The sequence below is a fragment of the Pseudonocardia alni genome, assembly GCF_002813375.1.
GTDB lineage: Bacteria > Actinomycetota > Actinomycetes > Mycobacteriales > Pseudonocardiaceae > Pseudonocardia > Pseudonocardia alni.
The window spans coordinates 2,535,002-2,560,880 of sequence record NZ_PHUJ01000003.1; the positions used below are offsets into that span (position 1 = coordinate 2,535,002).

General features: G+C 76.4%; 25 protein-coding genes. 9 read left to right on the forward strand and 16 right to left on the reverse strand.

The genetic code is table 11. The features are described 5' to 3' along the window. Nucleotides 1-36 precede the first annotated feature (36 nt). Entirely contained in the window at nt 37-1,320 is a 1,284-nt protein-coding gene (locus ATL51_RS12645) for a type VII secretion-associated protein (RefSeq protein WP_157818341.1), read from the reverse strand. Beyond that, nucleotides 1,317-5,183 carry a type VII secretion protein EccCa gene (gene eccCa / locus ATL51_RS12650; RefSeq protein WP_100880676.1) on the reverse strand — a complete coding sequence of 1,289 codons (3,867 nt, stop codon included), beginning with the start codon at nt 5,181-5,183 and terminating at the stop codon, nt 1,317-1,319. Before eccCa ends, ATL51_RS12645 begins: the two co-directional genes overlap by 4 nt. 121 nt (nt 5,184-5,304) lie before the next feature. On the opposite strand from eccCa, the gene eccD reads away from it, so the two are divergent. Together eccD and mycP are read left to right on the forward strand one after the other, a co-directional pair. Beyond that, nucleotides 5,305-6,693, forward strand: a complete 1,389-nt coding sequence (gene eccD, locus ATL51_RS12655) for a type VII secretion integral membrane protein EccD (protein WP_157818342.1) — start codon at nt 5,305-5,307, stop codon at nt 6,691-6,693. A gap of 59 nt (nt 6,694-6,752) precedes the next feature. Beyond that, nucleotides 6,753-8,114, forward strand: coding sequence for a type VII secretion-associated serine protease mycosin (gene mycP / locus ATL51_RS12660; protein WP_167409994.1), 1,362 nt, complete (start codon nt 6,753-6,755; stop codon nt 8,112-8,114). 8 nt (nt 8,115-8,122) lie between these two features. Here the strand turns inward: mycP and eccB are convergent, their stop codons facing one another. Next, the gene (gene eccB / locus ATL51_RS12665; protein WP_157818344.1) at nt 8,123-9,544 is read right to left on the reverse strand and encodes a type VII secretion protein EccB; all 1,422 of its coding nucleotides are present in this window, start codon (nt 9,542-9,544) and stop codon (nt 8,123-8,125) included. A gap of 128 nt (nt 9,545-9,672) precedes the next feature. Here eccB and ATL51_RS12670 point away from each other — a divergent pair, with 128 nt between their 5' ends. From ATL51_RS12670 to ATL51_RS12690, 5 genes are read left to right on the forward strand one after another with little or no spacing between them, the layout of a single operon-like run. Beyond that, nucleotides 9,673-11,268, forward strand: coding sequence for an ABC transporter substrate-binding protein (locus ATL51_RS12670; RefSeq protein ID WP_301549008.1), 1,596 nt, complete (start codon nt 9,673-9,675; stop codon nt 11,266-11,268). Then, nucleotides 11,265-12,266, forward strand: a complete 1,002-nt coding sequence (locus ATL51_RS12675; protein WP_208622977.1) for an ABC transporter permease — start codon at nt 11,265-11,267, stop codon at nt 12,264-12,266. Before ATL51_RS12670 ends, ATL51_RS12675 begins: the two co-directional genes overlap by 4 nt. After that, nucleotides 12,259-13,161, forward strand: coding sequence for an ABC transporter permease (locus tag ATL51_RS12680; protein ID WP_062397799.1), 903 nt, complete (start codon nt 12,259-12,261; stop codon nt 13,159-13,161). The genes ATL51_RS12675 and ATL51_RS12680 overlap by 8 nt, the downstream gene beginning before the upstream one ends. Then, entirely contained in the window at nt 13,158-14,177 is a 1,020-nt protein-coding gene (locus tag ATL51_RS12685) for an oligopeptide/dipeptide ABC transporter ATP-binding protein (protein WP_208622978.1), read from the forward strand. The genes ATL51_RS12680 and ATL51_RS12685 overlap by 4 nt, the downstream gene beginning before the upstream one ends. After that, nucleotides 14,174-14,821, forward strand: a complete 648-nt coding sequence (locus ATL51_RS12690) for an ABC transporter ATP-binding protein (protein WP_083658782.1) — start codon at nt 14,174-14,176, stop codon at nt 14,819-14,821. Before ATL51_RS12685 ends, ATL51_RS12690 begins: the two co-directional genes overlap by 4 nt. 1 nt (nt 14,822) lies before the next feature. Here the strand turns inward: ATL51_RS12690 and ATL51_RS12695 are convergent, their stop codons facing one another. Further along, on the reverse strand, nt 14,823-15,725 hold the full coding sequence (locus ATL51_RS12695) for a metal-dependent hydrolase (protein WP_073576455.1): 903 nt from the start codon (nt 15,723-15,725) through the stop codon (nt 14,823-14,825). A 134-nt stretch (nt 15,726-15,859) separates the two neighbouring features. On the opposite strand from ATL51_RS12695, the gene ATL51_RS12700 reads away from it, so the two are divergent. Then, nucleotides 15,860-16,513: a TetR/AcrR family transcriptional regulator gene (locus ATL51_RS12700; protein WP_301549009.1), complete on the forward strand. Its 654-nt coding sequence runs from the start codon at nt 15,860-15,862 to the stop codon at nt 16,511-16,513. Nucleotides 16,514-16,516: 3 nt separating this feature from the next. Here ATL51_RS12700 and ATL51_RS12705 read toward each other — a convergent pair whose 3' ends face one another. Genes ATL51_RS12705 through ATL51_RS12715 form a run of 3 tightly spaced genes read right to left on the reverse strand, consistent with a single transcriptional unit; the run spans nt 16,517 to nt 19,306 of the window. Continuing rightward, complete coding sequence (locus tag ATL51_RS12705; RefSeq protein WP_060710562.1) at nt 16,517-16,960, reverse strand: nucleoside deaminase; 444 nt, start codon at nt 16,958-16,960, stop codon at nt 16,517-16,519. 10 nt (nt 16,961-16,970) lie between these two features. After that, on the reverse strand, nt 16,971-17,900 hold the full coding sequence (locus tag ATL51_RS12710; protein WP_100878733.1) for an isopenicillin N synthase family dioxygenase: 930 nt from the start codon (nt 17,898-17,900) through the stop codon (nt 16,971-16,973). Further along, complete coding sequence (locus ATL51_RS12715) at nt 17,897-19,306, reverse strand: purine-cytosine permease family protein (protein ID WP_100878734.1); 1,410 nt, start codon at nt 19,304-19,306, stop codon at nt 17,897-17,899. The genes ATL51_RS12710 and ATL51_RS12715 overlap by 4 nt, the downstream gene beginning before the upstream one ends. 125 nt (nt 19,307-19,431) lie before the next feature. Here ATL51_RS12715 and ATL51_RS12720 point away from each other — a divergent pair, with 125 nt between their 5' ends. Next, nucleotides 19,432-19,902: a hypothetical protein gene (locus ATL51_RS12720; RefSeq protein WP_100878735.1), complete on the forward strand. Its 471-nt coding sequence runs from the start codon at nt 19,432-19,434 to the stop codon at nt 19,900-19,902. Nucleotides 19,903-20,017: 115 nt separating this feature from the next. Here the strand turns inward: ATL51_RS12720 and truA are convergent, their stop codons facing one another. From truA to map, 9 genes are all read right to left on the reverse strand, one after another. Further along, on the reverse strand, nt 20,018-20,920 hold the full coding sequence (gene truA, locus ATL51_RS12725; RefSeq protein WP_100880681.1) for a tRNA pseudouridine(38-40) synthase TruA: 903 nt from the start codon (nt 20,918-20,920) through the stop codon (nt 20,018-20,020). Further along, a complete protein-coding gene (rplQ, locus tag ATL51_RS12730; RefSeq protein WP_100878736.1) occupies nt 20,917-21,585 on the reverse strand; it encodes a 50S ribosomal protein L17 in 669 nt (222 codons plus the stop codon). The genes truA and rplQ overlap by 4 nt, the downstream gene beginning before the upstream one ends. 2 nt (nt 21,586-21,587) lie before the next feature. Next, nucleotides 21,588-22,640 carry a DNA-directed RNA polymerase subunit alpha gene (locus ATL51_RS12735; protein ID WP_062397812.1) on the reverse strand — a complete coding sequence of 351 codons (1,053 nt, stop codon included), beginning with the start codon at nt 22,638-22,640 and terminating at the stop codon, nt 21,588-21,590. A 91-nt stretch (nt 22,641-22,731) separates the two neighbouring features. Next, nucleotides 22,732-23,337 carry a 30S ribosomal protein S4 gene (gene rpsD, locus ATL51_RS12740; RefSeq protein WP_060710555.1) on the reverse strand — a complete coding sequence of 202 codons (606 nt, stop codon included), beginning with the start codon at nt 23,335-23,337 and terminating at the stop codon, nt 22,732-22,734. 17 nt (nt 23,338-23,354) lie between these two features. Further along, complete coding sequence (gene rpsK / locus ATL51_RS12745) at nt 23,355-23,762, reverse strand: 30S ribosomal protein S11 (protein WP_020622915.1); 408 nt, start codon at nt 23,760-23,762, stop codon at nt 23,355-23,357. Continuing rightward, a complete protein-coding gene (gene rpsM / locus ATL51_RS12750) occupies nt 23,762-24,142 on the reverse strand; it encodes a 30S ribosomal protein S13 (RefSeq protein ID WP_020622916.1) in 381 nt (126 codons plus the stop codon). Before rpsM ends, rpsK begins: the two co-directional genes overlap by 1 nt. A 174-nt stretch (nt 24,143-24,316) precedes the next feature. Then, nucleotides 24,317-24,430 (reverse strand): 50S ribosomal protein L36, encoded by a 114-nt coding sequence (gene rpmJ / locus ATL51_RS12755; protein ID WP_020622917.1) that lies wholly within the window; start codon nt 24,428-24,430, stop codon nt 24,317-24,319. A 61-nt stretch (nt 24,431-24,491) separates the two neighbouring features. Further along, nucleotides 24,492-24,713 carry a translation initiation factor IF-1 gene (infA, locus tag ATL51_RS12760; RefSeq protein ID WP_010228514.1) on the reverse strand — a complete coding sequence of 74 codons (222 nt, stop codon included), beginning with the start codon at nt 24,711-24,713 and terminating at the stop codon, nt 24,492-24,494. A 286-nt stretch (nt 24,714-24,999) separates the two neighbouring features. Next, the gene (gene map / locus ATL51_RS12765; protein ID WP_073576462.1) at nt 25,000-25,845 is read right to left on the reverse strand and encodes a type I methionyl aminopeptidase; all 846 of its coding nucleotides are present in this window, start codon (nt 25,843-25,845) and stop codon (nt 25,000-25,002) included. Nucleotides 25,846-25,879 lie beyond the last annotated feature (34 nt).

The window sequence follows — 25,879 nt, forward strand, 5'->3', positions numbered from 1 at the left end:
CCGGGCGGACCGTTCGCGACCGGGAACGCCGGGGGCTCAGGGCACCCGGTGCAGCGTCGCGACGACCTCGGCGCAGGCCGCGGCGACCGGGGCGCCCACCGGCCGCCGGCACCCGGCGACGAGCTCGTCGGTTCCGGAGAACACGACGTGCCAGTCGACGACGGTCCCGTCGCCCGGTGTCTCGGTCCAGCGCAGGACCGCGCGGCCGCCGACCGTCGCGGGCACCGGCCCGTGGTCACCGACGAGCGCGGCGAGCTCGCGGCGGGCCCGGTCGGGCTCGCGTCCGGCGTCGTAGCCGAGCGGGCTGCGCTCCAGCACGAGGAGGTCGGCCCCGTCCGGGCCGCCGGCGGGGGTGAGCAGCACGCGTCGGCGCTGCGGGTCGCCGCCGGTGTGCTCCCAGCCGGTGGGCAGCGCGGCGGCGTAGCCGTACTGGGCGACCGTGGCCCCGGCCGGCGTCGCCGGGCGCGGGCCGCCGAGCAGCAGCCCGGCACCGAGGAGGACCGCTCCCAGCACCCCGGCGACGAGGATCGCCGCCCGGGCGCGGTCCGGGCCCTCGGCAGACGGGGTGGCGGGGTCGGGCGCACCGGGCCAGTCCGGTTCCTCCGGCGCCTCGCCCGCGCCGGGCGGCGGGACGACCGTGTCGGGGCCGGGGTCGGCGAGCACGGAGGCGCCCAGCACCGCAGCCCCGACCACCGCCGCCGCCTCCGGGCCCCAGGGGTCGCCGCCGTCGGGCCGCCGCCCGGCGACGCGCACCGGGCACGGGAACCGGTACCCGACCGGGCCGCCGGGCGGCCCCGCAGCCCGAGTGCCCGCGGTCCGGCTGCCCACGGCCCGAGTGCCCGCGGTCCGGGAGTCCGCGGTCCGGGTGTCCGCGGCCCGGGTGTCCGCCGCAGTGTGCTCCCCGGGGAGGAGCGGGCCGACCGTCCCGGCGACCACGACCAGCTCCGCACCGGTCGCACGCACGAGCGACGCGAGGTCGGAGCCCCGCTCCCCCACCCGCTCCGGCACCCCGTCGCGGACCAGCACCACGTCGTCGTCGACGACCAGGACCGGCCCGTCCGGCAGCTCCGGTTCCGCCGCGAGCACCGCGACCGCGGCCGGGACCACCAGCACCCGCGGGCCTCCGGGGAAGGCGCCGCCCGCCGTCGTCCCGACCCGGACGACGACCCCGGGCGGCTCGTCGCCGAAGAAGTCCGCGACGGCCGTCGCCGGGGGTGTGCCGGGCGGGGCCGCGGCGACCAGGCGCAGCCCGGCGGCGTCCGCGGCGGCGAGCAGCACCGCGTCGCGGCGGTCGTGGACGGCGACCGCGATGCCGCTCACCCCGGCTCGGTCCAGGCCAGCTGCACCCGTCGCGCCCCGGTCCGCCGGTCGACGAGCACGCCGCGGCCGGGTGGCATCGGCCCGGGGCGGACCTTCTCCAGCAGCGCGCCCTCGTCGGGGCTGCCGGAGCCGACCAGGCCGGGGGCGCCCAGCTCGCGCAGCCGCCCGAGGACCGGGTCGAACAGCGCCCGCCCGGCCCCGCCGGTGCGTCGCGCGAGGACGACGTGCAGCCCGACGTCGCGGGCCTGCGGCAGGTACTCGGCGAGCGCGAGCAGCGGGTGCGTTCCGGCCGATCCCGCCGCGGGGACGACCAGGTCGTAGTCGTCGACGAGCAGCCACACGTCCGGCCCGCTCCACCAGGACCGTTCCCGCAGCTGGGCCGGGGTGACGTCCGGGCCTGGCAGCCGCCGTCCGAGCGAGCCCGCGATCTCCGCGCAGGCGTCGGTGGTGGCCTGCGCGGTCGAGGTGTGGGCGAGCAGGTGGCTCTGCGGGACCCCGCCGAGCAGCGTCCGCCGGTGATCGACGACGACGATCCGCGCCTGCTCGGGCGTCCAGCGCGCGGCGATCCCGTGGGCGAGGGTCCGCAGCAGGGTCGTCTTGCCGCCGCCGGAGTCGGCGAAGCAGAGCAGGTGCGGCTCGTCCGGGTCGAGCTCGACGGTGGCGAGCCGGTCCTCGTCGACCCCGAGCGCGGGCCCACGGCCCGGACCGGGCGGGAGCTCGGCGACCTCGATCCGGGTGGGCAGCAGCCGCACCGGGCCGACCGACGGGCCGTCCCAGGCGTCGTCGATCTCCTGGGCCGGGTCGGTGCCGGGGACCAGGCAGGGCGCGGCGAGGACGGTGGCCTCGCCGTCGGCGGACAGGCCGTGCCCCGGCAGCGCGGGCACCGCGGCGGCGCGACGCCGGTCCACCTCGGAGTCCGACGGGTCGCCCAGCCGCAGCTCGACCCGGCTGCCGAGCTGGTCCTTGAGCGCCGGGCGGATCTCGGCCCAGCGGGCGGCGGACAGCGCGAGGTGCACGCCGTAGGCGAGCCCGCGGGCGGCGAGCGCGGTCAGCTTCTCGTCGAGGTCGGAGAAACCCGCGCGCAGCGCCGCGTAGCCGTCGACGACGAGCAGCAGGTCGGTGGCGGTCACCCCGGCGAACCCGCCCGCGGCGCGCCGGGCCCGGAACTCCTCGATCCCGGCGACGCCGTGCGCGGCGAACAGCTGCTCGCGCTCGTCGACGGCGGCGACGGTCTCGGCCACCACCCGTCGCACCAGGTCGCCGGCGCGGCGGTCGGCGACGGTCCCGACGTGCGGCAGCCCGGCCAGCGGGGCGAGCGTGCCGCCGCCGAGGTCGAGCACGTGCACGCCCAGCTCGCCGGGGGTGTGGGTGAGGGCGAGCGCGGTGACGACGGTGCGCAGCGCGGTCGACTTCCCCGACCGCGGCCCCCCGACGACGGCGAGGTGCCCGGCCGCGCCGGACAGGTCCAGCACCAGCGGGTCGCGCCGCTGGGCGTAGGGCCGGTCGACGAGCCCGACCGGCGCGGCGAGCCGACCGACCGGCCCCGGTGCACTCAGCCCGCGCCCGGCCCGGGCCAGCGGGGCGCCGAGCACCACCGGCAGCGGCGGCGGCTCCGCCAACGGCGGCAGCCACACCCGGTGCGCGCGCGGACCGGGCCCGGACACCGCGTCGGCGATGCGGTCGAGAACGGTGCCGGTGGGCGCGGGCGCGGGGTCCGGCGCCGGGAGCTGCGCCGGGGCGGGCAGCGCGACCGGTCCCGCGCGGAACGGCAGCGCGACCCGCGGCGCCCCGGGTGCGCGGCGGCGCGCGGCCCGCGGGGTGTCCGGGCCGGAGACGTAGGCGGCCCGGAAGCGCACCAGCTCGTCGGTGCCCGCGGACAGGTACGCGGCGCCGGGCGTCGGCGGGAGCAGGTGTGCGTCGGGCACGCCCAGCACCGCGCGGGACTCCGCGGCGGAGAAGGTGCGCAGCGCGATCCGGTAGGACAGGTGCGACTCGAGACCGCGCAGCCGTCCCTCCTCCAGCCGCTGCGAGGCCAGCAGCAGGTGGATGCCGAGCGAGCGGCCGAGCCGCCCGATGGTCACCATCAGGTCGATCATCTCCGGCCGCTGGGCGAGCAGCTCGGAGAACTCGTCGACGACGACCAGCAGCGACGGCAGCGCCGCCAGCGGTGCCCCGTCCCGGCGCAGCGCGTCGTGCTCGGCGAGCGACGACAGGTTCCCCGCGGCGCGCAGCACCTCCTGGCGGCGGGTGATCTCCCCGGCGAGCGCGTCGGCCATCCGGTCGACCAGGGTCAGCTCCTCGGCCAGGTTGGTGATCACCGCGGAGGTGTGCGGCAGCCCGGCGAGCCCGAGGAACGTCGCGCCGCCCTTGAAGTCGACGAGCACCAGGTTGAGCTCCTCGGCGGTGTGCGTCGCCACCAGCCCGAGGACGAGGGTGCGTAGCAGCTCGCTCTTGCCGGAGCCGGTCGCGCCGATGCACAGCCCGTGCGGACCCGCACCGCCCTGCGCGGACTCCTTGAGGTCGAGCAGCACCGGCCGGCCGCCGTCGTCGGTGCCCAGCGGGACCCGCAGGCGCTCCCCCGGCCCCCGCCGGCCGCGCAGCGCGGCGACCCCGGCCGGGTCCGTCGTGGACAGTCCGAGCAGCGACGGCAATCCGGTAGGCACACTGTCCACACCGGACGCGACGACGTCGGCGTCGCCGTCCGGGCGGTAGCGCGCGAGCCGGCGTGCGAGTGCCAGCGCCTCGGCGACGACGAGCCCGTCGGGGACGCCGACCTCCCGGCCGCCGGGCCCGCCCCGGCGCAGCGTGCGCACGCCGTCGGGCCCGGTCCCGGCGGCCAGGCGCAGCACCGACGCCGCGGGCCTGCGCCCGCCCGCGGGCCCCAGCCGCAGCACGGTGACGCCGGGCAGCCCGGCCCACGCGCCCGGGGTGTCGGCGGCCCCGTCGAGCACGACGAGCAGGTGCTGCTGGGCCGCGGACGGCTCGTCGACCCACCAGCGCCGCACCCGGTCCGGGTCGTCGGTGATCATCCGGACCGGCCCGACGGCGTCGTGCAGCCGCGGGTGGGCGACGTGCGGCAGCCACTTCGCCCACTCCCAGCGCGCGGCCGCACCGCCCGGCGCGACGACGGCGAGCCGCGCGTCGTCGGGACCGTGCCAGGTGACGTACTGGGCGACCAGTGCCCGGGCGAGGTCGAGTACCGGGGCGGCGTCCGGGTCCGGTTCGAGCCAGATCGTCGCCGCCGCACGGGCGTCGACGGCGACCGGCAGATCATCCACGGTGGACCAACGGCGCAGGAAACGGCGCAGCGCCAGCGCGGACAGCGGTTCGAGTGTCTCCATCGGACCGGTGTGCGGGGCGGTGAGCCGGGTGGCGAGGCGCTGGGTGCCGCGCCCGGCGCGCAGGCGGCCGAAGTCGTCGTCACCGGGGCGGCGCTCCCACAGCCGGTCCGCGGCGAGCACGTCCGGCCAGGCTGCCGGGTCGGGGTGCACGGTCTCCAGCGCGTGCCGCTGCTCGGCGGCGATCGCGCGGGCCCGCCCGCCCAGGACGTCGAGGTAGCGCAGGTAGTCGCGGCGGTCCTCGTCCATCGTCGCGGTGCGCGCGCCGGCGCCGCGGCCGCCGCCGGCGAGCATGCCCAGCGCGGACAGCGCGAACATACCGCCGAACAGCCAGGTGCTCGTGTCCCCGCGGCCCAGCACGACGAACAGCAGCGCCCCGCCGACCATCGCCAGCGGGAGCAGCCGCGCCACGAGGCCGCCGGGGACCGGGCGTTCCGGCTCGGGCGGCGGTTCGAGCACCAGCTCACCGCCGGGGAGCTCGGGCACCGAGCGCCGCGGACGTCGCATCCCGACGGTCCCCGCCATCGCCACGCGCCTTCCGTTCACGGTTCTCCCGAACGCCCACGGCGGCACCGGGGCCGTCGGATACTCGCAGCCGCCCCGGGCCCGCCGGGGCCGATCGGGGAGATCTGCCAGGGAGCCGCCCGTGACCTCCGTCCTGCCCGCACCGGCCGCGACCGGCCCCGGCGACGCGACGTCCGGCACCGGGCCGGCGCCCGGCCGCTGGACCCGGGTCGGGGTGCACACCCCGCGCGGGCGCCTCGACGTGGCGCTGCCGGCCGACGTCGCCGTCGCCGAGCTGGTCCCGATGGTGCGCGAGCTGCTGGGCCGCGCCTCCACCGACACCCCGCAGGCCTGGCGGTTCACCGGCCCGGCGGGCGGCCCGCTGCCCGCCGACGCCACCCTCGACGAGCTCGGTGTCCGCGAGGGCGAGCTGCTGCACCTGGGCCCGCCGCGCCCGGCGCCCGCGCCGCCGGTGCTCGACGACGCCGCCGAGACCGTCGCCGGTGCGGTGCGCGGTACGGCCGACGTCGCCGGGACGGCGCGCTGGTCCGGGACGGCCGCGGCCGTGCTGGCGACGGCCGCCGCGGGCGCCGTGCTGTCCACCGTGGACGGTTCGTGGCGGCCGTGGGCGTGCGCGCTCGCCGCCGCCGGCGCCGTCGGGGCGCTGCTGGTCGCCCACCGCGGCCGCGACGACGACCGGCTCACGACCGCCGCCGCACTCTGCGCCGTCCCCGCCGCGGCGACGGCCGGGCTCACCGCGCTGCCCGCACCTGCCGGGGCGGGGGCGCTGCTGCTCGCCGCCGCCGGGACCGGTCTGGCCGCCGCCGCGGGTCAGGCGATCGCGCGGGCGGTGTCCCCGGTCCTGCTCGCGGTGGCCCTGGCCGCCTCCGGGACCGCCGCCGCGGCGCTGGCCCGGCTGCTGCTGGAGGCCCCGGTGACGGCCGTCGCGGCCGGGCTCGCGGCGCCCGCCCTGGCCGCCGGGCCCCTGCTGCCCCGCCTGGCACTGCGCCTGGCCGGGATCCCGGCCCCGGCCGTCCCGACCGACGCCGAGTCCGTCGCGGGCGCCGAGCGGGTACTGCCCGGTGCGGAGCTGACCGCCCGGGCCGGGCTGGCCCGCGGCCTGCACACCGGGACGCTGGCGGGCACCGCGGTCGCGGCCGCCGGGGCCGCCGCCGTCGCCGCGACCGGGGGCTGGACCGGTGGCCTGCTGCTGGTGGTGACGGCGGCGGTGCTGCTCCTGCGGGCCCGTGCGCTCGTCGAGCCCGCGGCGGCCCGCATCCTGACCGGGGCCGCGGTGGTCGCGGTCGCCACCGCCGCCGTGCCGGCCGCGCTCGCGCTGGACCCCGCGCCGCGGCTCGCCGTGGCGGCCGGGCTGCTGCTCGCCGTCGGCGCGGGTGCCGCGGCCGCACGGACGACGCCGTCGCCGCCGGCCCGCCGGGCGCTCGACGTGTGCGAGCTCGTCCTCACCGCCGCCGCCGTGCCCGCCGCACTGGCCGCGATGGGCCTGTTCGCCCTGGTCCGCACCCTGTGACCGGCCCGGCCCGGCAGTCGGCCGGCCCACCGACCCCGCCGACGGCGCCGCCGCGGACCGTGCGCCCGCGGACGGCGCCGCCGCGGCGGGCGGTCCCGCTGCTGGCCGCGACGCTGCTCGCGCTCCCCCTCCCCACCCCGCCCGCCGTCGCCCCGTCCGTCACCCCCGCCGCGTCGTGCGCCGTCCACACCCCCTGTGGGGTCGCCACACCCCCCGCACCGGGTGTGGGGGCAGGCGACGGGGTGTGGACGCGGTCGGTCGCCGCGGCGGCCGAGCCCGGACCGCCGGGACCGGCCGACGGGTTGCGGCAGACCCGCGCCTGCACCCCGCCCGGCGACGACGGCCCGGGCGCCGCCCGCGGTGCGGTCCCGCAGCCACCCCCGCATCTCGCGACCGGTGCGGGGCAGCTCGTCGCCGTCGTCGACACCGGGGTGGCGCCGCTGCCCCGGCTGGCCGGACGCCTCAGCGGCGGCGGGGACTACCTCACCGGCGGCGACGGTCTCACCGACTGCGACGGCCACGGCTCCGATGTCGCGCTGCTCCTCGCCGGAGCCGCCGACCCGGTCACCGGGCTCGGCGCGGGCATGGCGCCGGGCGCGCGGATCCTGTCGCTGCGCCAGTCCTCGGGGCGCTTCGCCGTCCGCGGCACCGACGGCACCGAGCGACCCGCCGGGGAGATCCGCACCCTGGCCGCGGCGATCGACCGGGCCGTCGCACTCGGCGCGAGCGTCGTGAACGTGTCCGAGGTGGTGTGCGTGCCGTCCGCGCAGGTCGACTCCGCGGGGGCCGCGCTGCGCGAGGCCGTCGACGGCGCCGAGCGGGCCGGGGTCCTGGTCGTCGCCGCGGCCGGGAACGTCGACGGGAACGGCACCTGCACCGGCGACCCGGACCTGCGGCCGCTGCCCGCGTCCTACGACACGGTCCTCGCCGTCGGCGCGGTCGACGGCGACGACGTCCCCGGCGACTTCTCCGTGCCGGGCCCCTGGGTGGACCTCGCCGCTCCGGGGACGGACCTGCCCCGTCCGTCCGGACCGGACGGTGCGGTGGTCCGCGGCACGTCGTACTCGGCGCCGCTGGTCGCGGGGACCGCGGCGCTGCTGCGCGAACGGTTCCCGATGCTCACCCCGCGTCAGGTCGGAGACCGGCTGCGCGCCACGGCCCGCCCCACCGCGGGCGACGGCCGCACCGGCCACGGCGTGCTCGACCCGGGGGCCGCGCTGACCGCGGAGCCGCTGCTCCTGACCCCGGACGACCCCGCCGGTCCCGGCGGCCGCGCCGGGGTCCCCGGGGCGGGCCGGGCGCCGCTGCCGCTGGCGTCGGCCCCGCCGGCGGACCTGCCCGTGGTGGCCGGGGTCGGAGCGGTCGCGGCGGTCGGCGGGGCGCTCGTCGCGGCACTGGCGGGGCTGCGGCGCCGGCCCTGAACCGCGGCTCAGCCCGGCAGGTCCGCCACCTCCCGCGCCGCCGCGACGCTCAGCACCCCCGCCCGCGGCAGCAGCCGCACCATCTCCGCCGGTGCGTCCCCCGCCTCCCCGATCCCCAGCGCCCGCCCGGTCCCGGCGTCCGCGACACCGTGCACCGCGCCGGACGCGGCGAGCAGCAGGCGCGTCCCGCCGTCGCCGCCGCCGGTGTCGACCGGCCCGGTCCGCAGTGGCCCCGGGCCGGTCCCCGGCAGTACCACGGCGTCGAGACCCGGCCCGGCGTCGTCGGCACCGGCGAGGCGCACCCGCACCGCACCGGGCGCGACCGGCTCCTCGATGCCCGCGACGAGTGCGCGCCGTCCCTCGCGCCAGGTCCCGCACAGCACCGGGGGCACCTCGGTGACCTCGGCCCGCGCGGCGGGCCAGGCCTCGGCGCCGGGCACCCGCGTCTGCCCGACGTCGTCGACCAGCCCGGGCGGCAGCGTCGCCGGTTCGGCCTGCCCGGTCCGGGAGCGGACGGCGTCGGCGAGGGTGACCGGGATCCGGGCGAGCCCGTCGTCGACCACCAGGAAGTACGTCGACCCTGCCCCGAGCGACTGGCTGCGCACGACGTCCCCGTTCCGCCCCAGCCCCGCGACAGGTGTCGGTCCGGGGGCGGGGACCCGCAGCGGCGCGCCCTCCGGGATCGCGGAGAGCAGACCGTCGCCGACCCGGCGGACGGGCGCGCCGAACAGGCCGAGCCCGTCGAGGGCGTTCCGGTCGGACGGGTCGAGCCGGTGCCGGGCGCCGTCGTGGACCAGGTAGGTGGCGCCGCCCTCGGCGGCCAGCAGGGCCACCGGTTCCGGTCCGGCCGGGACGGGTCCGAGCGACCCCGCGAGCACCGTCGTGGTCCCGGCGCCGGAGCCCTCGCCGCGGGTGTCGCAGACCGCCCACGCGGGTGGGACCGGGACCCCGTCGAGCGGGACGCCGACGGTGCCGGGGACGGCCGCCGGCGCGGTGCGCGGCGCGGCGGCCAGTGCGTCGTCGGGCACCGGGACGGGCACGGCGGTGGCACCGTCGTCGCGACCGTGCGCGGCGAGGACCAGCCGTCCCGCGACCGGGTCGGGCACCGGCACGAGCAGCGCGGACCGGTCGGGGTCGCGGACCACGGCGTAGAGCACGCCGCTGCGCTGCCCCTGCACCAGCGCCCGGGAGCGCCAGTCGGTGGCCGGGTCGACCCGGGCCAGCAGCGCCGCCACCCCGAGCGCGAGCAGCCCGACCAGCACTCCGGCGAACACGGCGCGCCGCTGCGAGCGGATCTGCTCGTGCAGCAGCACCGGGTCCGCCCGCACCAGCGCGGCCTCCATCCGGCGCACACCGAACCGGTGGGCGTCGACCTGGTCGCGGGTCGCCGGGGCGCGCTGCACGCGCGCGGGGGCGGGATCGGTGCGCACCGCCCGGACGGTAGGACGGCCGCGACCCCGGCGGAGCCGGTCCGCGGTCACTGCGTAGAAGTACGCCACCTGACCGATCGGTCCAGTTCGTTGCCACCCTCACTCTGTTGCCCATAATGTGCCGTTGCGTGATCACCCTCCGGAACATCGTCGTCCCGTTGGTGGCCGCCGCCCTCGTGGCCGGCTGCTCCGCGCCCACCGCCGCCCCGGGCGAGGCGGGCCCGGCCGGGGACGGCACCACCATGACCCTCGCCGACGGCTACGAGCCCGACGACCTCAACCCGCTGCTCGGCTACGGGGCGGAGGGCGCGAGCAAGTTCTACGACGGTCTCTACGCCCGCGACGCGCAGCGCACCCTGCAGCCCGCGCTCGCCTCCGGCCCGGCGACCTCGTCACCGGACCGCCTGTCCTGGACGGTGCCGCTGCGCCCCGGCGTCACCTTCCACGACGGGTCGGCCTTCGGGCCCGAGGACGTCGTCGCCACCTACGCCGCGATCCTCGACCCGGCCCGCGCCGCGACGATCCGGTCGAGCGTGCCGATGCTCGCCGGGGTCGAGGCCGTCGGCGACGACGCCGTGCGGTTCCGGCTGTCCTACCCCTACGGCGCGTTCCCGGCCCGGCTCACCTCCGGGATCCTGCCGTCGGAGGCCCTCGAGGGCGGCGGCCCCGTCTCCGACCTGCCGGTGAACACCCGGGCCGTCGGCACCGGCCCGTACCGGCTCGCCGAGTGGCGGCGCGGCGACACGATGGTCATGGAGTCCAACCCGTCGTACTGGGGTGGCGCACCGTCGGTGACCCGGGTGACCGTCGTGTTCGCCACCGACGACAACACCCGTGCCCAGCGCACCGCCGCCGGCGAGTTCGACGGGACCGTGCTGCCGCCGGCGCTGGCCCGCGCGGTCGCGCAGCAGAGCGGGCTGGCGCTGCGCGAGCACGCCAGCGCCGACTACCGCACCGTCGCGCTGCCGTTCGCGAACCCGGTCACCGCGGACCCGGCGATCCGCGCGGCGCTCAACCGCTCGGTGAACCGCCAGGGCATGATCGACGCGTTCCTCGCGGGCCAGGGCGAACCGGCCCACCACCCGATCCCGGGCGTGCTGCCCGAGCAGGTCGAGCCCTCCGCGACGTTCACCTTCGACCCCGCGGAGGCGGGCCGGATCCTGGAGCGGGCCGGCTGGGTCCCCGGGCCCGACGGGGTGCGCGTCCGCGGCGGGCAGGCCGCGCGCTTCACGCTGATGTACCCGGCCACCGACACCGTGCGCCGCGACCTGGCCCAGGCGTTCGCCTCCGACGTGCGCGCGGCCGGGATCGACGTCCGGCTGGAGGGACTCGGCTGGGAGGCGATCGAGCCGCGGATGGGCGCCGACGCGCTCGTGCTCGGCGGCGGCGACCCGTTCGACCCGGGGTTCAAGGCGTGGCAGCTGCTGCACTCCTCGAACGCCGCCGACGGGTTCAACAACCCCGGCTCCTACCGCAACGCCGCCGTCGACGCGGCGCTGGACACCGCGCTGCGGGCGCCCGACGAGGCCGCCCGCACCGCGGCGGTGAAGGAGTTCCAGCGGGCCTACGTCGCCGACCCCGGCATGGTCTTCCTGGCCTTCCTCGGCCACAGCTACGTCACCCGCGACGCCTGGGACGGCTACACCCCCGTCGTCGAGCCGCACACCCACGGCACCACCTGGGGCCCGTGGTGGAACCTGCAGGACTGGACGCCCCGCTCGTGACGGCCGTGCTCCCGGGCCGGCACCGCGGCCGCGCGGTGGCCCGGCTGGCCGGGCTGCGGCTGCTGCTCGGCGTCCCGACGGTGCTGCTGGTCGCGGTCGGGGTGTTCCTGCTGGCGGCGGTGTCGCCGTTCCGGCCGGTGTACCAGTACTTCGGGGTCGGGATCTTCTCCGCGAGCGACGCCGACATCGCCGCCGCCGAACGTTCGCTCGGGCTGGACGCGAGCGTGGGCGAACAGCTGCTCCGGTGGCTGGGCGGGCTGCTGACCGGCGACCTCGGGCAGAGCCTGTCGATGCGCCAGCCGGTGGCCCAGGTGGTCGCCGAGCGGCTCCCGTGGACGTTGCTGCTGGTCACCCTGGCTCTGCTCGTGTCGCTGGTGCTGGCCCTGGCCGCCGGGACCGTCGCGGCGTGGCGGCAGGGCGGCTGGTTCGACCGGGCCGTCACCGCGGTCGGGCACACCCTGGAGGGGCTGCCGCCGTTCGTGCTGGCCCTGGGTGCGATCGCGGTGTTCGCCGTGGCCTGGCCGGTGCTGCCGGTCGCCGGGCTCACCGATGCCGGGGCCGCACCCACGTTCGGCCAGGTGAGCAGGCACCTGGTGCTGCCGGCGCTGGTGCTGGGGGTCTCCCAGACGCCGTGGCTGGTGCTGCACGTGCGGGCCTCGCTGCTGGCCTCCCTCGACGACGACCACGTCGCCGGCGCCCGGGCCCGCGGGCTGCCCGAGCGTCTCGTCGTGCTGCGCCACGCCCTGCCGACCGCGCTGCTGCCGTTCGTGACGGTGCTGGGCAACCGGCTGCCGGAGCTCGTCACCGGCGCCGTGCTGGTGGAGACCGTGTTCTCCTGGCCGGGGATCGCGGCGGCCGTGGTCACCGCGGCGCTGGCCGTGGACTTCCCGCTGCTCGCCGCGCTGACCCTCCTCTCGGCGGTGGCGGTGCTGGCCGGGTCGCTCGTCGCCGACCTGACCGTGCTGCTGCTGGACCCGCGGGTGGACGCCGATGTCTGAGACCGCCGTCGCCCCCCGCCCGTGGCTCCCGGCCGGCCGGCCGCGCCCCGGCTCGCCCCGCGGCCGTCGCCGGTCCGGGCGGGCCCGGCTGGTCGCCGGCGCCGGCGGGCTGGTCCTGCTCGTCGCGGCCGCGGTAGGAGTGCCGTGGCTCGGCGGGCTCGACGAGGGCGCCGTGGACTACACCGCGATCCGGCTGCCGCCCTCGCCCGCGCACCCGTTCGGCACCGACTCCGTGGGCCGTGACGTGCTGCTGCGCAGCTTCGCCGGGCTGGGGGTGTCGCTGCAGGTCGCCGCGGCCTGCGCCGTGCTCTCGACGGTGATCGGCACCCTGTTCGGGGCGCTGTCCGGGCTGCTCGGCGGCTGGTGGGACCGGATCGCGATGCGCCTGGTCGACGCCGTCAACGCCGTCCCGCACCTGCTGCTCGGCATCGTGATCGTCGCGCTCTACCGGGGCAGCGTGCTCGCGGTGATCGCCTCGATCGGGCTGACCCACTGGACGACGGTGGCCCGCGTCGTGCGCGCGGAGATCCTGACCCTGCGCACCCGCCCGTTCGTCGACGCCGCGATCTCCGGCGGCGCGTCCCGGCGCCGGGTCCTGCGCCGGCACCTGCTGCCCGCGGTCGCCCCGCAGGCGGTGCTCTCGGCGGTGCTGATCCTGCCGCACGCGGTGTGGCACGAGACCGCACTGAGCTTCCTCGGCCTCGGCCTGCCACCACACCTGGCGAGCCTGGGCACCATCCTCGGCGAGGGGAGACAGGCCGTGCTGCTCGGCTCCTGGTGGATCGTGGTGTTCCCGAGCGTGCTGCTGGCCGCGACGACGCTGTGCGTCGCCGGCATCGCGGCCTGGTGGCGGGACCGCACACTCCCGCGCCGACGGTCGGAGCAGGCGCTGTGACCGGGCCCGGTAGCGCCGCACCCGGCACGGTGCTCGCGGTGCGCGGCCTCGACGTCGCCTTCCGGGTCGGGCGCGGGCGTCGCGCCCGCACGGTCCGCGCGGTCACCGAGGCCGACCTGGACCTGCGTGCCGGGCGGCTGACCGCGCTCGTCGGGGAGTCCGGCTGTGGCAAGTCGGTGCTCACCGAGGCCCTGACCGGGCTGCTGCCGGGCACCGCATCGGTCCGCGGGTCGGCCGTGCTGACCCCGCCGGAGCAGTCCACCCGACGCGACCCGGTGGAGCTGCTGACCGCCCCCGAGGGGATCCTGCGCGACCGGGTCCGTGGACGGCTGGTCGGGCTGGTCCCCCAGTCCGCCGCCACCCATTTCACCCCCACCCGCACCGTCGGCGCCCAGCTGCGCGAGACCCTGACCCGGCTCGGCGCGACGGCCACCGTCGCCGACCTGCTCGACCGCGCCGCGCTGCCCCGCCACGTCGCCGCGCTGCACCCGCACGAGCTGTCCGGCGGGCAGGCCCAGCGCGCCGGGCTCGCCGCCGCGCTCGCCGGGGACCCACCGGTGCTGCTCGCCGACGAGCCGACCGCCGGACTCGACCGGCCGCTGGTCGACCACGTCACGACGCTGCTGGCCGGGCTGGCCGCGGAGGGTCGCGCCGTCCTGCTGATCACCCACGACCTGCGCGCCGCCCGCGCCGTCGCCGACGACGTCGCCGTCATGTACGCCTCGCGGCTGGTCGAGACCGGCCCCGCCGACGACGTGTTCGCGGCCCCCTGGCACCCCTACACCGCCGGCCTGCTCGGGGCACTGCCCGACGCCGGGTTCACCCCGGTGCCCGGGCACCCGCCGGAGCTGTCCGCGCTGCCCGACGGCTGCGCGTTCGCCCCACGCTGCCCGGTCACCGACGACTGCTCCGGCGACCCCGTCCCGGTCCGCCGGGGTGGGCGGAGCGTGTCCTGCCATCCGCCGACCGCCCCCGCGCTCCCCGCGGCGGCCCGGTCCGGGGCGGGGTCGCGGTGAGCCTGCGCGCGGAGGGGGTGCGGGCCGGGTGGCGGGCCGGGCACGCCGTCGTCGACGGCGTGGACCTGGCCGTGGAACGGGGTTCGGTGCTCGGGCTGGCCGGCCCGTCGGGGTGCGGGAAGTCGACGCTGACCCGGGTGCTGGCGCTGCTGCACGCACCGTGGTCGGGCCGGGTGACCGTCGACGACGAGCCGGTCCGCCGGTTCCGCTTCGACGCGCCCGCCCCGCTGCGCCGCCGGATCGGGGTGGTGTTCCAGTCCCCACGGGCCTCGACCGACCCGCGGCTGACCTGCGAGGAGATCGTGGCCGAGCCGCTGCGCGCCGCCCGGGCGCCCGGGGTCACCGCACGCGTCGACGAGGTGTGCGCGCAGGTCGGGCTGACCGCCGAGCTGCGCGGACGCCGGCCGCACGAGGTGTCCGACGGCCAGCTCCAGCGCGCCTGCCTGGCCCGTGCGCTCGCGCCCCGGCCGGACTACCTGCTGTGCGACGAGATGACCGCGATGCTCGACGCGTCGAGCACCGCGGCCCTGGTCTCGGTCGTCGCCGCCGAGGTCGACGGCCGCGGGCTCGGCGTCCTCGCCGTCAGCCACGACGAGGCGCTGCTCGCGGCATGGGCCGGGCGGGTGCTGCGGCCGTGGAGCTGAGTCAGGCCTCGCGGACCGGACGGCGCAGCTGCTCGGCCAGGGCGCCGTCGTCGCCGAAGAGGGTGTCGCGCCAGCGCTGCTCCAGCGCGCGGGTGTCGTGCCGGTCGGGGTGGAAGCGCGGGTGCCCGAAGACGGGCATCCGGCCCAGCACGCGGCGCAGGAACTGGCCGCGCCCGAACAGCAGCCGGTAGCCCTCGCGCAGGTCCCGCGGCCGCCGCCAGACGCCCTGCTGCACGAGCAGGTACGCCCACCCGAACACGACCGCGGGCAGCACGGTGGCGACCACCAGCGGTGCGGCGCGGCCGCGCTCGGGGCCGTCGGTGCCGATGAGCTCGTAGACGTCCCAGGTCACGGACTTGTGCTCGAGCTCCTCGAGCGCGTGCCAGTGCCACAGCTCGCGGATGTCGGCGTGCACGCGCTCGGCGAACTCGTCGCTGCCGAGGATGTCCTCGGCCATCACCGCGGTGAAGTGCTCCATCAGCGCGGTGCAGGCGAGCTGCTGCCGCGGCGAGGTGCGGTCGAGGACCTTCAGCGCGAGCGCGACCGCGGACTCCGGTACGTGCACCGGGAAGCCGCGGGAACGGAACGCCTCGTTGAGCCGGTCGTGCTCGCGGCTGTGGATGACCTCCTGCGCGGTGAACCCGGCGACCCGGGCGCGCAGCTCCGGGTCGGTCACCCGGTCCCGGAAGTGGATCACCGAGCGGACGAAGAAGTCCTCCCCCGGCGGGAAGATCGCCGAGAGCATCGCGAGGAACAGCGTCGCGGTCGCGTTGTCGGCGTAGGCCCAGCGGACCATCTGCTCGGGCAGCCGGAAGTCCAGGTGCCGCGGCGGGATGCCGACGTCGCCGCCGGTCAGCCTGCGGGGGCGTGGGCCGGACCCGTTGTCGGTCGCCGTCTCGGTCACGGTCGGTCCTCCGGTCGTCGTCGACGGTCGGGCCGCATCCGTGACAGGAAGTATCCCGTACAGCGCGTACCCCTTATCGCCGAATCATCGGTGGCGCCGGGCGCGGTGTCAACCGGGCGCGGGATGATGGCCGGGTGAGCGGATCCGTGACCCCCGGCGACGGCCGCGCCCGTCGCTGGGCCGGACAGCGGGCGGCCCGGCGGGCCGAGGTCGTCGAGGCCGCGATGGCCGCGATCGCCGAGCACGGACCGGAGGCCACGACCGAGCAGATCGCCGGTCGCGCCGGGGTGCCCCGGCCCGCGCTGTACCGGCACTTCGACGGCCTGGAGGACCTGCAGGGCGCGATCGCCGAGGCCGCGCTGGAGCTCTACTCCGAGGCGCTCGCGCCGGTGTGGAGCCCGCGCGGGACGCCGCGGGAGATGCTCGTCGCCGCCATCGCCGCGCACGTGCGGTGGCTCGCCGCGCACACCGAGCTCTACCGGTACGTGCTGCGCGCCGCCGGGGTCACGACGGCCGTCACCGACATCCGGCACCGCATCGCCGACCGGATGACCGGCCTGCTGACCGGTGGCTACCCCGGGCTGCCCGCGACCGTCGCGGCGCCGCTGGCCGCCGGCGCGGTCGGGCTGGTCGACGGCGCGACCGAGCGCTGGCTCTCCTCGGCGGACCCGCTCCCGCTCGACGAGCTCGCCGAGCACCTGGCCCGGTGGGTCTGGTCGGTGCTCGACGTGGCGCTGCGCGAGGTCGCGATCGAGCTCGACCCGGACGTCCCGCTCACGGCGGGCTGAGCGCTACTCCGCGACGCCGATGTCCTCGTTCCACAGGTCGGGGCGCTCGGCGACGAAGGCGGTCATCATGTCCACGCAGCGCGCGTCGTCGAGCACCTGCACGCGCACCCCGTGCTCGGCCAGCCAGTCGTGCCCGCCGTGGAAGGTCCGGGCCTCCCCCACGAGCACCGCGCCGATCCCGAACTGACGGATCAGCCCCGAGCAGTACCAGCAGGGCGAGAGCGTGGTGACCATCGTCGTGGACCGGTAGTCGCGGCGGCGGCCCGCGTCGCGGAACGCCGCGGTCTCGCCGTGCACCGTCGGGTCGCCGTCCTGCACACGACGGTTGTGGCCACGCCCGAGGACCTCCCCGTCCGGTCCGACGAGTGCGGCGCCGATCGGGATGCCGCCCGAGGCCAGCCCGGCCCGGGCCTGCTCCACCGCGACGTCCAGCCAGCTCGGATCCATGCGCGCGAACCTATACCGAGATCGCGGCCAGGCGTTCGCGCAGGAACGGCGCGGACACCACCGGGTCCAGCACCGTCCGGCCGAGCGGCGGGGCCAGCGGCGTGACGACGGCGTCGTGGTCCAGCTCGAAGAAGAACACCAGCGACACCAGGTCCTCGGCCGGGGCGTGGGCCTGCGGTGGCAGCACCCGGTGCCGCCCGGCCCGCCAGCGGTGCCCGGTCCAGTGCGCGAGCAGGTCGCCGACGTTCACCGTCAGCGCACCCGGGGTGTAGGGCGCGTCGGTCCAGCCGTGCCCCTCGACGTCGACCTGCAGCCCGCCCGCCCCGGGTTCCCGGTCGAGCAGGGTGACGGTGCCGAAGTCGGTGTGCGGGCCGATCCGGAACTGCCCGGGCAGCGGGGCCCCGGTCTCGGTCATCGGCGGGTAGCGGTTGATGTTGAACGTCCACGTCGGGTGCGTCGCGAGGTCGCGCAGCGTCGACGGCTCCTGCCCGAGGGCCCCCGCGCACAGCTCCAGCAGCGCGCCCGCGACACGGGTCATCGCCGTGCAGTAGGCGGTCACCGCCTCCTGCAGCGCCGGGACCTGCGCCGGCCAGACGTTCGGCGGGAACCACACCGCGTCGGTCTCCGCGTCACCGGTCGGCGCGAACGGTCCCACCGCGAAGGACTCCTTGAGGTCCGGCGGCGAGTCGCCGCCCTCCACCCGGTCGTTGGCCTCGACGCCGGGCGGCAGCCACCCCCGCCCGCCGACTCCGACCGCGTAGCCGCGCTTGACCGCCTCGGGCAGCGCGAAGAAGTCCCGTGCGGCGGCCCGCACCACCCATGCCGCGCCCTCCGGCACCCCGTGCCCGACGACCTGCAGGAACCCGGCCCGCTGCAACGCGGTGTCCACCGCAACCGGGTCCGGCGCGGCCAGGTCCACGGTCGGGATGAGCGCGTTCACCGGGTACCCCCGGGCGTCGCGACGGCGGTGCGGCGCAGCAGCAGGGCGTAGAGCCCGGCCGCGAGCAGCAGCCCCACCAGGAAGGTCACGTCCCCGATCCCCGGCAGCAGCCGCGGCACCAGGCCGGTGAACAGCTCCTGGTTCGCGAAGAGCAGCACCGACACCACGATGCCGACGGCCAGCGCCACCGGGCCCGCGTGGTTCCGGTAGGTGCGGTCGTAGAGCAGATCGGGGTCGGTCGGGCGCAGCCACTGGTCGGTGAGCACCACCCCGAGCCACGGCCCGACCCAGTACACGACGACCAGCAGGAACGCCTCGTACCCGGCTGCGGCATCGCCGAGGGCGACCAGCGCGATCACGAACCCGACCGCCCCGAACGCCAGCGCGACGACGGCCCGCGCCCGCGCCAGCGGCACGTCGATGCCGAGTGCGAGGAACGCCATCGCCCCGGAGTAGACGTTGAGGACGTTCGCCGCGACCGCCCCCACCGCGATGGCGACCAGGGTCAGCACGGTCAGCCACCCGGGCAGCAGGCCGGTGTAGTTCGCGACCGGGTTGTCCGAGTCGAGCCCGGCCGCCGTCGCCGCACCGACCGACACCGCACCGACGGTCATGAGCACCGTGGTGGACAGGAACAGGCCGCCGCCCGCGGCGAGCCCGGTGGCCCGCGCCGACACCGAACGGGGCAGGTAGCGGGAGTAGTCCGCGGCGTAGGGGCTCCAGCCCGCCGAGTACCCGACGACGGCGCCGACGGTCAGCAGGAACCCGCCGACCCCGCCCACCCCGTCCGGCGACGCGGCCGCCCCCGGGTCCGACACGGCGAGCACCAGCACCGCCCCGATCCCGAGCACGACCGCGAGCAGCGGGAAGGCGAGCCGCTCGAACGCCTGCACCAGGTTGTGCCCGAAGAACGCGACGGCGACCTGGACGACGACCACCGCCACCAGCCACGCGACCGTCCCGCCGCCGGTGATCGCCGACAGGGCGAAGGCGGCGCTGACGCTGTTCACCGCGAACCAGCCGAAGCCCGAGGTGATCGTCATCAACGCGGCGGGCAGTGCGTTGCCGCGGTGGCCGAACGCGAGCCGCCCCAGCACCATCTGCGGCACCCCGGCGGCCGGTCCGCGGGCGGACAGGATCCCGTGGGCGACCGCGGCGAGCAGGTTCCCGACGACGATCGCCGCGACCGCCGCGGGTACCGACTGCCCGAACGCCGTCACCGACAGCACGCCGACGAAGATCGTCGCGAACTCCAGGTTCGGCGAGGTCCACGTCCAGAACAGCTGGCGGGGTCTGCCGTGCCGCTCGGAGTCCGGCACGGGCTCGGCGGAGCCGGGCTCGACGGCGACGATGCGGTCGCCGTACCCGCGGTCTGCGGCCGCGCCGACGGTGTTCTCGGTGGTCACCGCGCCACTGTGACCCGCGGACCGGGCGGGACGGAACCTCGGTAACCGACTGTTGACATGGTTGCCCCGTCCGGACCGTAGTCCTGCGGATCCAGCGGACGGCCCGGTCCGCCACGATCGTCGGCATGCGGACGAACCTGAACGTGGCCCTGCAGGCCGGCGCCCTCCTGGCCGTCGCGGCCCTGCGGTTCACCGCGCCGGGGTGGTTCCTGATCATCCTGATCGTGACCGTGGTCGGCCCGGCCCTCCTGGCGCTCCCGACGGTGCTGTCGCTGATCGTGCTGCGACGCCGTGTGCTCGGCCCGGCCGTGGCCGCCCCGTTCGTCGCCTGCGCCGGGTTCCTGCTCGCCGGCGGGCTGCTGATGCCCGACTTCGGCGACACCGCGGACTCGGTGCGCGCCCCGCTGACGGTGCTGCTGGAGTCGGCCGGGCTGCCCGCCGGGCCGACCGAGCCGCTGTACGTCGTCGGCTCGCTTGCCCTGGCCGGCTGGTCGGTGTCGCTGGTCTGGCTGGGCGTGGCGCTGGCGCTCGACGCCCGCCGGACGCACCGGGTCCCCGGGCCGCCGCACCCGGCCTGGGTGCGGCCGGTCTCCTGAAGCCGCTCGCCCCCGTCCCCGAGGCCCCCGTCCACGCCGTCCGGACCGGTCACACCCGGGGCCGGTCCGGCCCCACCCGGCCGGCCGCGTCCGGCTCGGTCCCGGCGGGGTCTGCTCAGCCCTCGCCCGGTACCCGGATCCGCCGGGTCCGCTCGGCGCGGGTGGCGAGCTCGTCGTCGGCGGGGTAGTCGACGCCGGTCAGCGACAGGCCGTGCGGCGGCGCGACGGTCACCTCGGAGGCGCGCAGCTCGCGGCGCAGCAGTCCCGCGGGCCAGTCGGCGGGCCTGCGCCCTCGGCCGACCTCGAACACCGCGCCGACCAGGCTGCGGACCATCGAGTGGCAGAACGCGTCCGCGGAGACCGCCGCGACCAGCACGTCCGGCTCGCCCGGCGCGGGCGACCAGTCGAAGCGCTGCAGCGCGCGCACGGTCGTCGCGCCCTCGCGGCGCTTGCAGAACGCGGCGAAGTCGTGCTCGCCCAGCAGCAGTGCCGAGGCGGCGTTCATCGGCTCCGGGTCCAGCGGGTACGGCCAGGCGACGGTCTCCCGCGCCCGCAGCGGCTCGGCCCCGAACGGGGCCGTGGTGACCCGGTAGCGGTAGTGCCTCCGCAGCGCGGAGAAGCGGGCGTCGAAGGCGTCGGGTACCCGCCCGAGGTCGTGCACCCGCACGTCGGGTGGGAGCAGCCGGTTCAACCGCCTGAGCAGGCCGTCGATCTGCGGTGCGAGCGTCTCCGGGAGGTCGACGTGGCAGACCTGGCCGGACGCGTGCACCCCGGCGTCGGTGCGCCCGGCGACGGTGAGCCGCAGCGGGGTGCGCAGCACGGTCGACAGGGCCTCGGTGAGCACGCCCTGCACGGTGCGCCGGCTCGGCTGCTGGGCCCATCCGGAGAAGTCGGTGCCGTCGTAGGCGACGTCGAGCCGTAGCCGGACGGTGCCGGCTCCCGGGTCGGGGGCACCGGAAACGCCGACGAGCCCGCCGTCGGTGACGGCGGGCTCGTCGGTGTGGTGCGCTCGGCTCAGGAGCCGGACTCCTTCTTGCCCGTGGAGTCCTCGGCGGCGTCGGCAGCCTCGTCGGCGGCCTCCTCCGCGGCGGCAGCGGCGTCGACGGCCTTGTCGGCGGCCTCGGAACCCGGGGCCACCTCCTCGGCCTCGGCCGCGGCGTCGACCGCCTTCTCGGCGGCCTCCTGTGCCTCGTCGGCGGCGGTGACCTCGGCCTCGGTGGCCTCGGTCGACTCGACCGTGGTGTCCTCGTCCGTGGCGGCCGGAGCGGCGGCCACGGCCTGGGACGCGGCCGAACGACGGGCACGGTTCGCCTCGTCGGTGACCGTCTTCTGCTGGACCAGCTCGATGACCGCCATCGGGGCGTTGTCGCCCTTGCGCGGCATCGTCTTGGTGATCCGGGTGTAGCCACCGTTGCGGTCCGCGAAGAACGGGCCGATCTCGGTGACGAGGCGGTGCACGACCGACTTGTCGCGGATCACCTTCATGATCTCGCGCCGGTTGTGCAGGTCGCCGGCCTTGGCCTTGGTGATCAGCCGCTCCGCGTACGGACGCAGCCGCCGGGCCTTGGCCTCGGTGGTGGTGATCCGGCCGTGTTCGAACAGCGAGGTCGCCAGGTTGGCCAGGATCAGCCGCTGGTGCGCGGGCGACCCGCCGAGGCGGGCACCCTTGGTGGGCTGGGGCATGGCTACAACTGCTCCGTTTCTGCGTAGTCCTGACCGTCGTCACCGAAGGTGTCCGGGTCGAACCCGCTCCCACCGTCGACGCCGTAGTCGCTCGCCGCCGCCGACGGGTCGAACCCGGGCGGGCTGTCCTTGAGGGCCAGGCCGAGACCGACGAGCTTCATCTTGACCTCGTCGATCGACTTGGCGCCGAAGTTGCGGATGTCGAGCAGGTCCGCCTCGCTGCGACCGACGAGCTCGCCGACCGTGTGGATGCCCTCGCGCTTGAGGCAGTTGTACGACCGGACCGTGAGGTCCAGCTCCTCGATCGGCATCGCGAACGCCGCGATGGTGTCCGCCTCCTGCGGGGAGGGGCCGATCTCGATGCCCTCGGCGTCCACGTTCAGCTCGCGGGCCAGGCCGAACAGCTCGACCAGGGTCTTGCCGGCCGAGGCCAGCGCGTCCCGCGGGGTGATGGACGGCTTCGACTCGACGTCGAGGATGAGCTTGTCGAAGTCGGTGCGCTGCTCGACGCGCGTGGCCTCGACCTTGTAGGTCACCTTCAGCACCGGCGAGTAGATCGAGTCGACCGGGATGCGGCCGATCTCGGCACCGGTGGCCTTGTTCTGCATCGCCGGGACGTACCCGCGACCGCGCTCGACGACGAGCTCGACCTCGAGCCGGCCCTTGTCGTTGAGCGAGGCGATGTGCAGGTCCGGGTTGTGCACGGTGACACCGGCGGGCGGGACGATGTCCCCCGCGGTGACCGCACCCGGGCCCTGCTTGCGCAGGTACATCGTCACCGGCTCGTCCTCCTCGGAGCTCACGACGAGCTCCTTGAGGTTGAGGATGATGTCGGTGACGTCCTCCTTGACCCCCGGCACGGTGGTGAACTCGTGCAGGACGCCGTCGATCCGGATGGACGTGACGGCGGCACCGGGGATCGACGACAGCAGCGTCCGGCGCAGGGAGTTACCGAGGGTGTAACCGAAGCCCGGCTCCAACGGCTCGATGACGAACCGCGACCGGGTCTCGGTGACGACGTCCTCGGCCAGTGAGGGTCGCTGAGAGATCAGCATGGGTGTGTGCCTCCTTCGCACCTGCGACAACCGCTATTTGATGTCGCAGTGGGAACCGCCGCCCCTCCCTGCGGGGCGACGGCGTGTCGAGCTACTTCGAGTAGAACTCGACGATGAGCTGCTCGGTGACCTGGGTGTCGATCTGAGCGCGCTCGGGCAGCTGGTGGACCAGGATCCGCAGGGTCGACGGGACGACCTGCAGCCACGCCGGGACCGGGCGGTCGCCCTGGGTCTCCTTGGCGATGACGAACGGGTCGGTGTTCCGCGACTTGTCCTTGACGTCGATGATGTCGTAGCGCGACACCCGGTAGCTGGGGATGTCGACCTTCTTCCCGTTGACCAGGAAGTGGCCGTGGTTCACCAGCTGACGGGCCATGCGCCGGGTGCGGGCGAGGCCCGCGCGGTACACGACGTTGTCGAGGCGCGACTCGAGGATCTGCAGCAGCTCGTCGCCGGTCTTGCCCTCGCGACGGTGCGCTTCCTCGTAGTAGGCGCGGAGCTGCTTCTCCTGCAGGCCGTAGCCGAAGCGGGCCTTCTGCTTCTCCTGCAGCTGCAGGAGGTACTCGGTCTCCTTGATCCGGATCCGGCCGTGCTGGCCGGGCGGGTAGGGACGACGCTCGAACGCCTGGTCGCCGCCGACGAGGTCGGTCTTCAGTCGGCGGGACTTGCGGGTCATGGGGCCGGTGTAGCGAGCCATGGTGGTTCTCCCTTCCCCTAGACCCGGCGCCGCTTGGGCGGACGGCAGCCGTTGTGCGGCTGCGGGGTCACGTCGGAGATCGTGCCGACCTCGAGGCCGGCCGCCTGCAGCGAACGGATCGCCGTCTCACGTCCGGAGCCGGGGCCCTTGACGAAGACGTCGCACTTCTTCATGCCGTGGTCCATCGCCTTGCGGGCGGCGTTCTCGGCGGCGAGCTGCGCGGCGAACGGCGTCGACTTCCGGGAGCCCTTCAGGCCGACGTGCCCGGACGAGGCCCAGGCGATGACGGCACCGGTCGGGTCGGTGATCGACACGATCGTGTTGTTGAACGTGGACTTGATGTGGGCGTGACCGTGCGCGACGTTCTTCTTCTCGCGACGGCGGACCTTCTTGGGTCCGGCACCCTGACGTGCGCGGGGCGGCATTACTTCTTACCTGCCTTCTTCTTACCGGCGACGGTCTTCTTCGGGCCCTTGCGGCCGCGCGCGTTGGTCTTCGTGCGCTGGCCGCGGACCGGAAGGCCGCGACGGTGACGGATGCCCTGGTACGAACCGATCTCGATCTTCCGGCGGATGTCCGCCTGGATCTCACGGCGCAGGTCACCCTCGACCTGCAGGTTCGCCTCGATGTACTCGCGGAGCTTGCTGACGTCCTCGTCGGTCAGGTCCTTCGACCGGAGGTCGGGGCTCAGCGCGGTGGCCTCGAGGATCTCCTTGGACCGGGTACGTCCGACCCCGAAGATGTAGGTGAGCGCGATCTCCAACCGCTTTTCGCGGGGGAGGTCGACGCCGGCAACACGTGCCATGCGGCGTGGTCTCCTTGTTGTCGTCCCAGGTCTTCCCGATGCCCGTCCCGTTCCGCCGCTGAGCTGAGCGGGCCCCGGCCTGGTTCCGGGGGTACTACCGGGCCCGTGTGGCCCGGCAGGTGCATCGGGGGCTTCTGCTGCGCGATCAGAGGATCGCGACCGGTACCGCTCTGCTCAGCCCTGGCGCTGCTTGTGGCGCAGGTTCGAGCAGATCACGATGATCCGGCCGTGACGGCGGATCACCTGGCACTTGTCGCAGATCTTCTTGACGCTCGGCTTGACCTTCACGTCGTCTGCCTCTGTGTGTCGTTCGTGTGGGTCTCGCGACCGACCGTGGTGGAGCTGGTCGTCACTTGTAGCGGTAGACGATGCGGCCGCGGCTGAGGTCGTAGGGCGACAGCTCGACGACCACCCGGTCCTCCGGAAGGATCCGGATGTAGTGCTGGCGCATCTTCCCGCTGATGTGCGCGAGTACCCGGTGGCCGTTCTCCAGCTCCACCCGGAACATCGCGTTCGGCAGGGGTTCGACGACCCGGCCCTCGACCTCGATCGCCCCGTCCTTCTTGGCCATGTCCTCCGCTATCCGTGACAGGTGTCGGTTGCCCCGGTCGACAGCGGTGCCGACGACCGGTTCGGCGCGCGCGGACGGAGCCGGACCGGGAACACTGTGGGATACACGGAGCACACGGAGCGGACGTCACAGGACGCGCCGATGGTCCAGTGTACGGAGGCCGTATGAGGCCGGTGCAGGCGGGGGTGACGGGCGTGGTAGACGCCCGGGAGGGCGACGGTAACGGACCGGCCCGGCCACCGACCAGTACCCGCGCGGAGCGCGTCGGGCACCGGAGGCGCGGGGCTCAGGCGCCGGGGCGGTCCGGTGCGCCGGCGGGCGCGGTCAGCAGCCACGGCCCGTCCTCGGTGACGGCGACGGTGTGCTCCCAGTGCACGGCCCGGCCGCCCGCCGCGGTGACGACCGTCCAGCCGTCCTCGAGCTCCAGGGTGTCCGGGTCCCCCGCGACGAGCATCGGCTCGACGGCCAGGGCCATGCCCGGGCGGAGCCGCGGCCCCTTGCCCGGCTCGCCGTGGTTGGGCAGGAACGGGTCCATGTGCATGGACGTGCCGATGCCGTGCCCGCCGTACTCGGCGACGATCCCGTAGTCGGCGCGGTCGGCCAGCGCCGCGGACCGGCACGCCTCCTGGATGGCGTACGAGACGTCGGTCAGCCGGGCCCCGTCGCGGACGGCGAGGATCCCCGCCTCCATCGCGCCACGGCAGGCCGCGGACAGGGCGAGGTCCTCCGGCGACACGTCCCCGACGGCGATGGTCACCGCGGAGTCGCCGTGCCAGCCCTCGACGATCGCACCGCAGTCCACCGAGATCAGGTCGCCCTCGGCGAGCACCTGCTTCGGCGACGGGATGCCGTGCACGATCTGCTCGTTCACCGAGGCGCAGATGCTCGCCGGGAAACCGTGGTAGCCGAGGAACGAGGGAACACCGTTGCCGTCGCGGATCGTCTGCTCGGCGAGCGCGTCGAGCTCCGCCGTGCTGACACCGGGCTTCGCGTGCTCGGTGACCGCGGCCAGCGTGGCCGCGACCAGCGCGCCCGCCACCCGCATCGCCTCGAGCTGACCGTGGGTCTTGAGCTCGATGTCCCGCCCCCGGTAGCGGGCGATGGCCCCGCGGATGCCGCCGCGACCGTTCATGTGTCCGTCCCTCGGTTCCCCGCCGTGGCGCCGG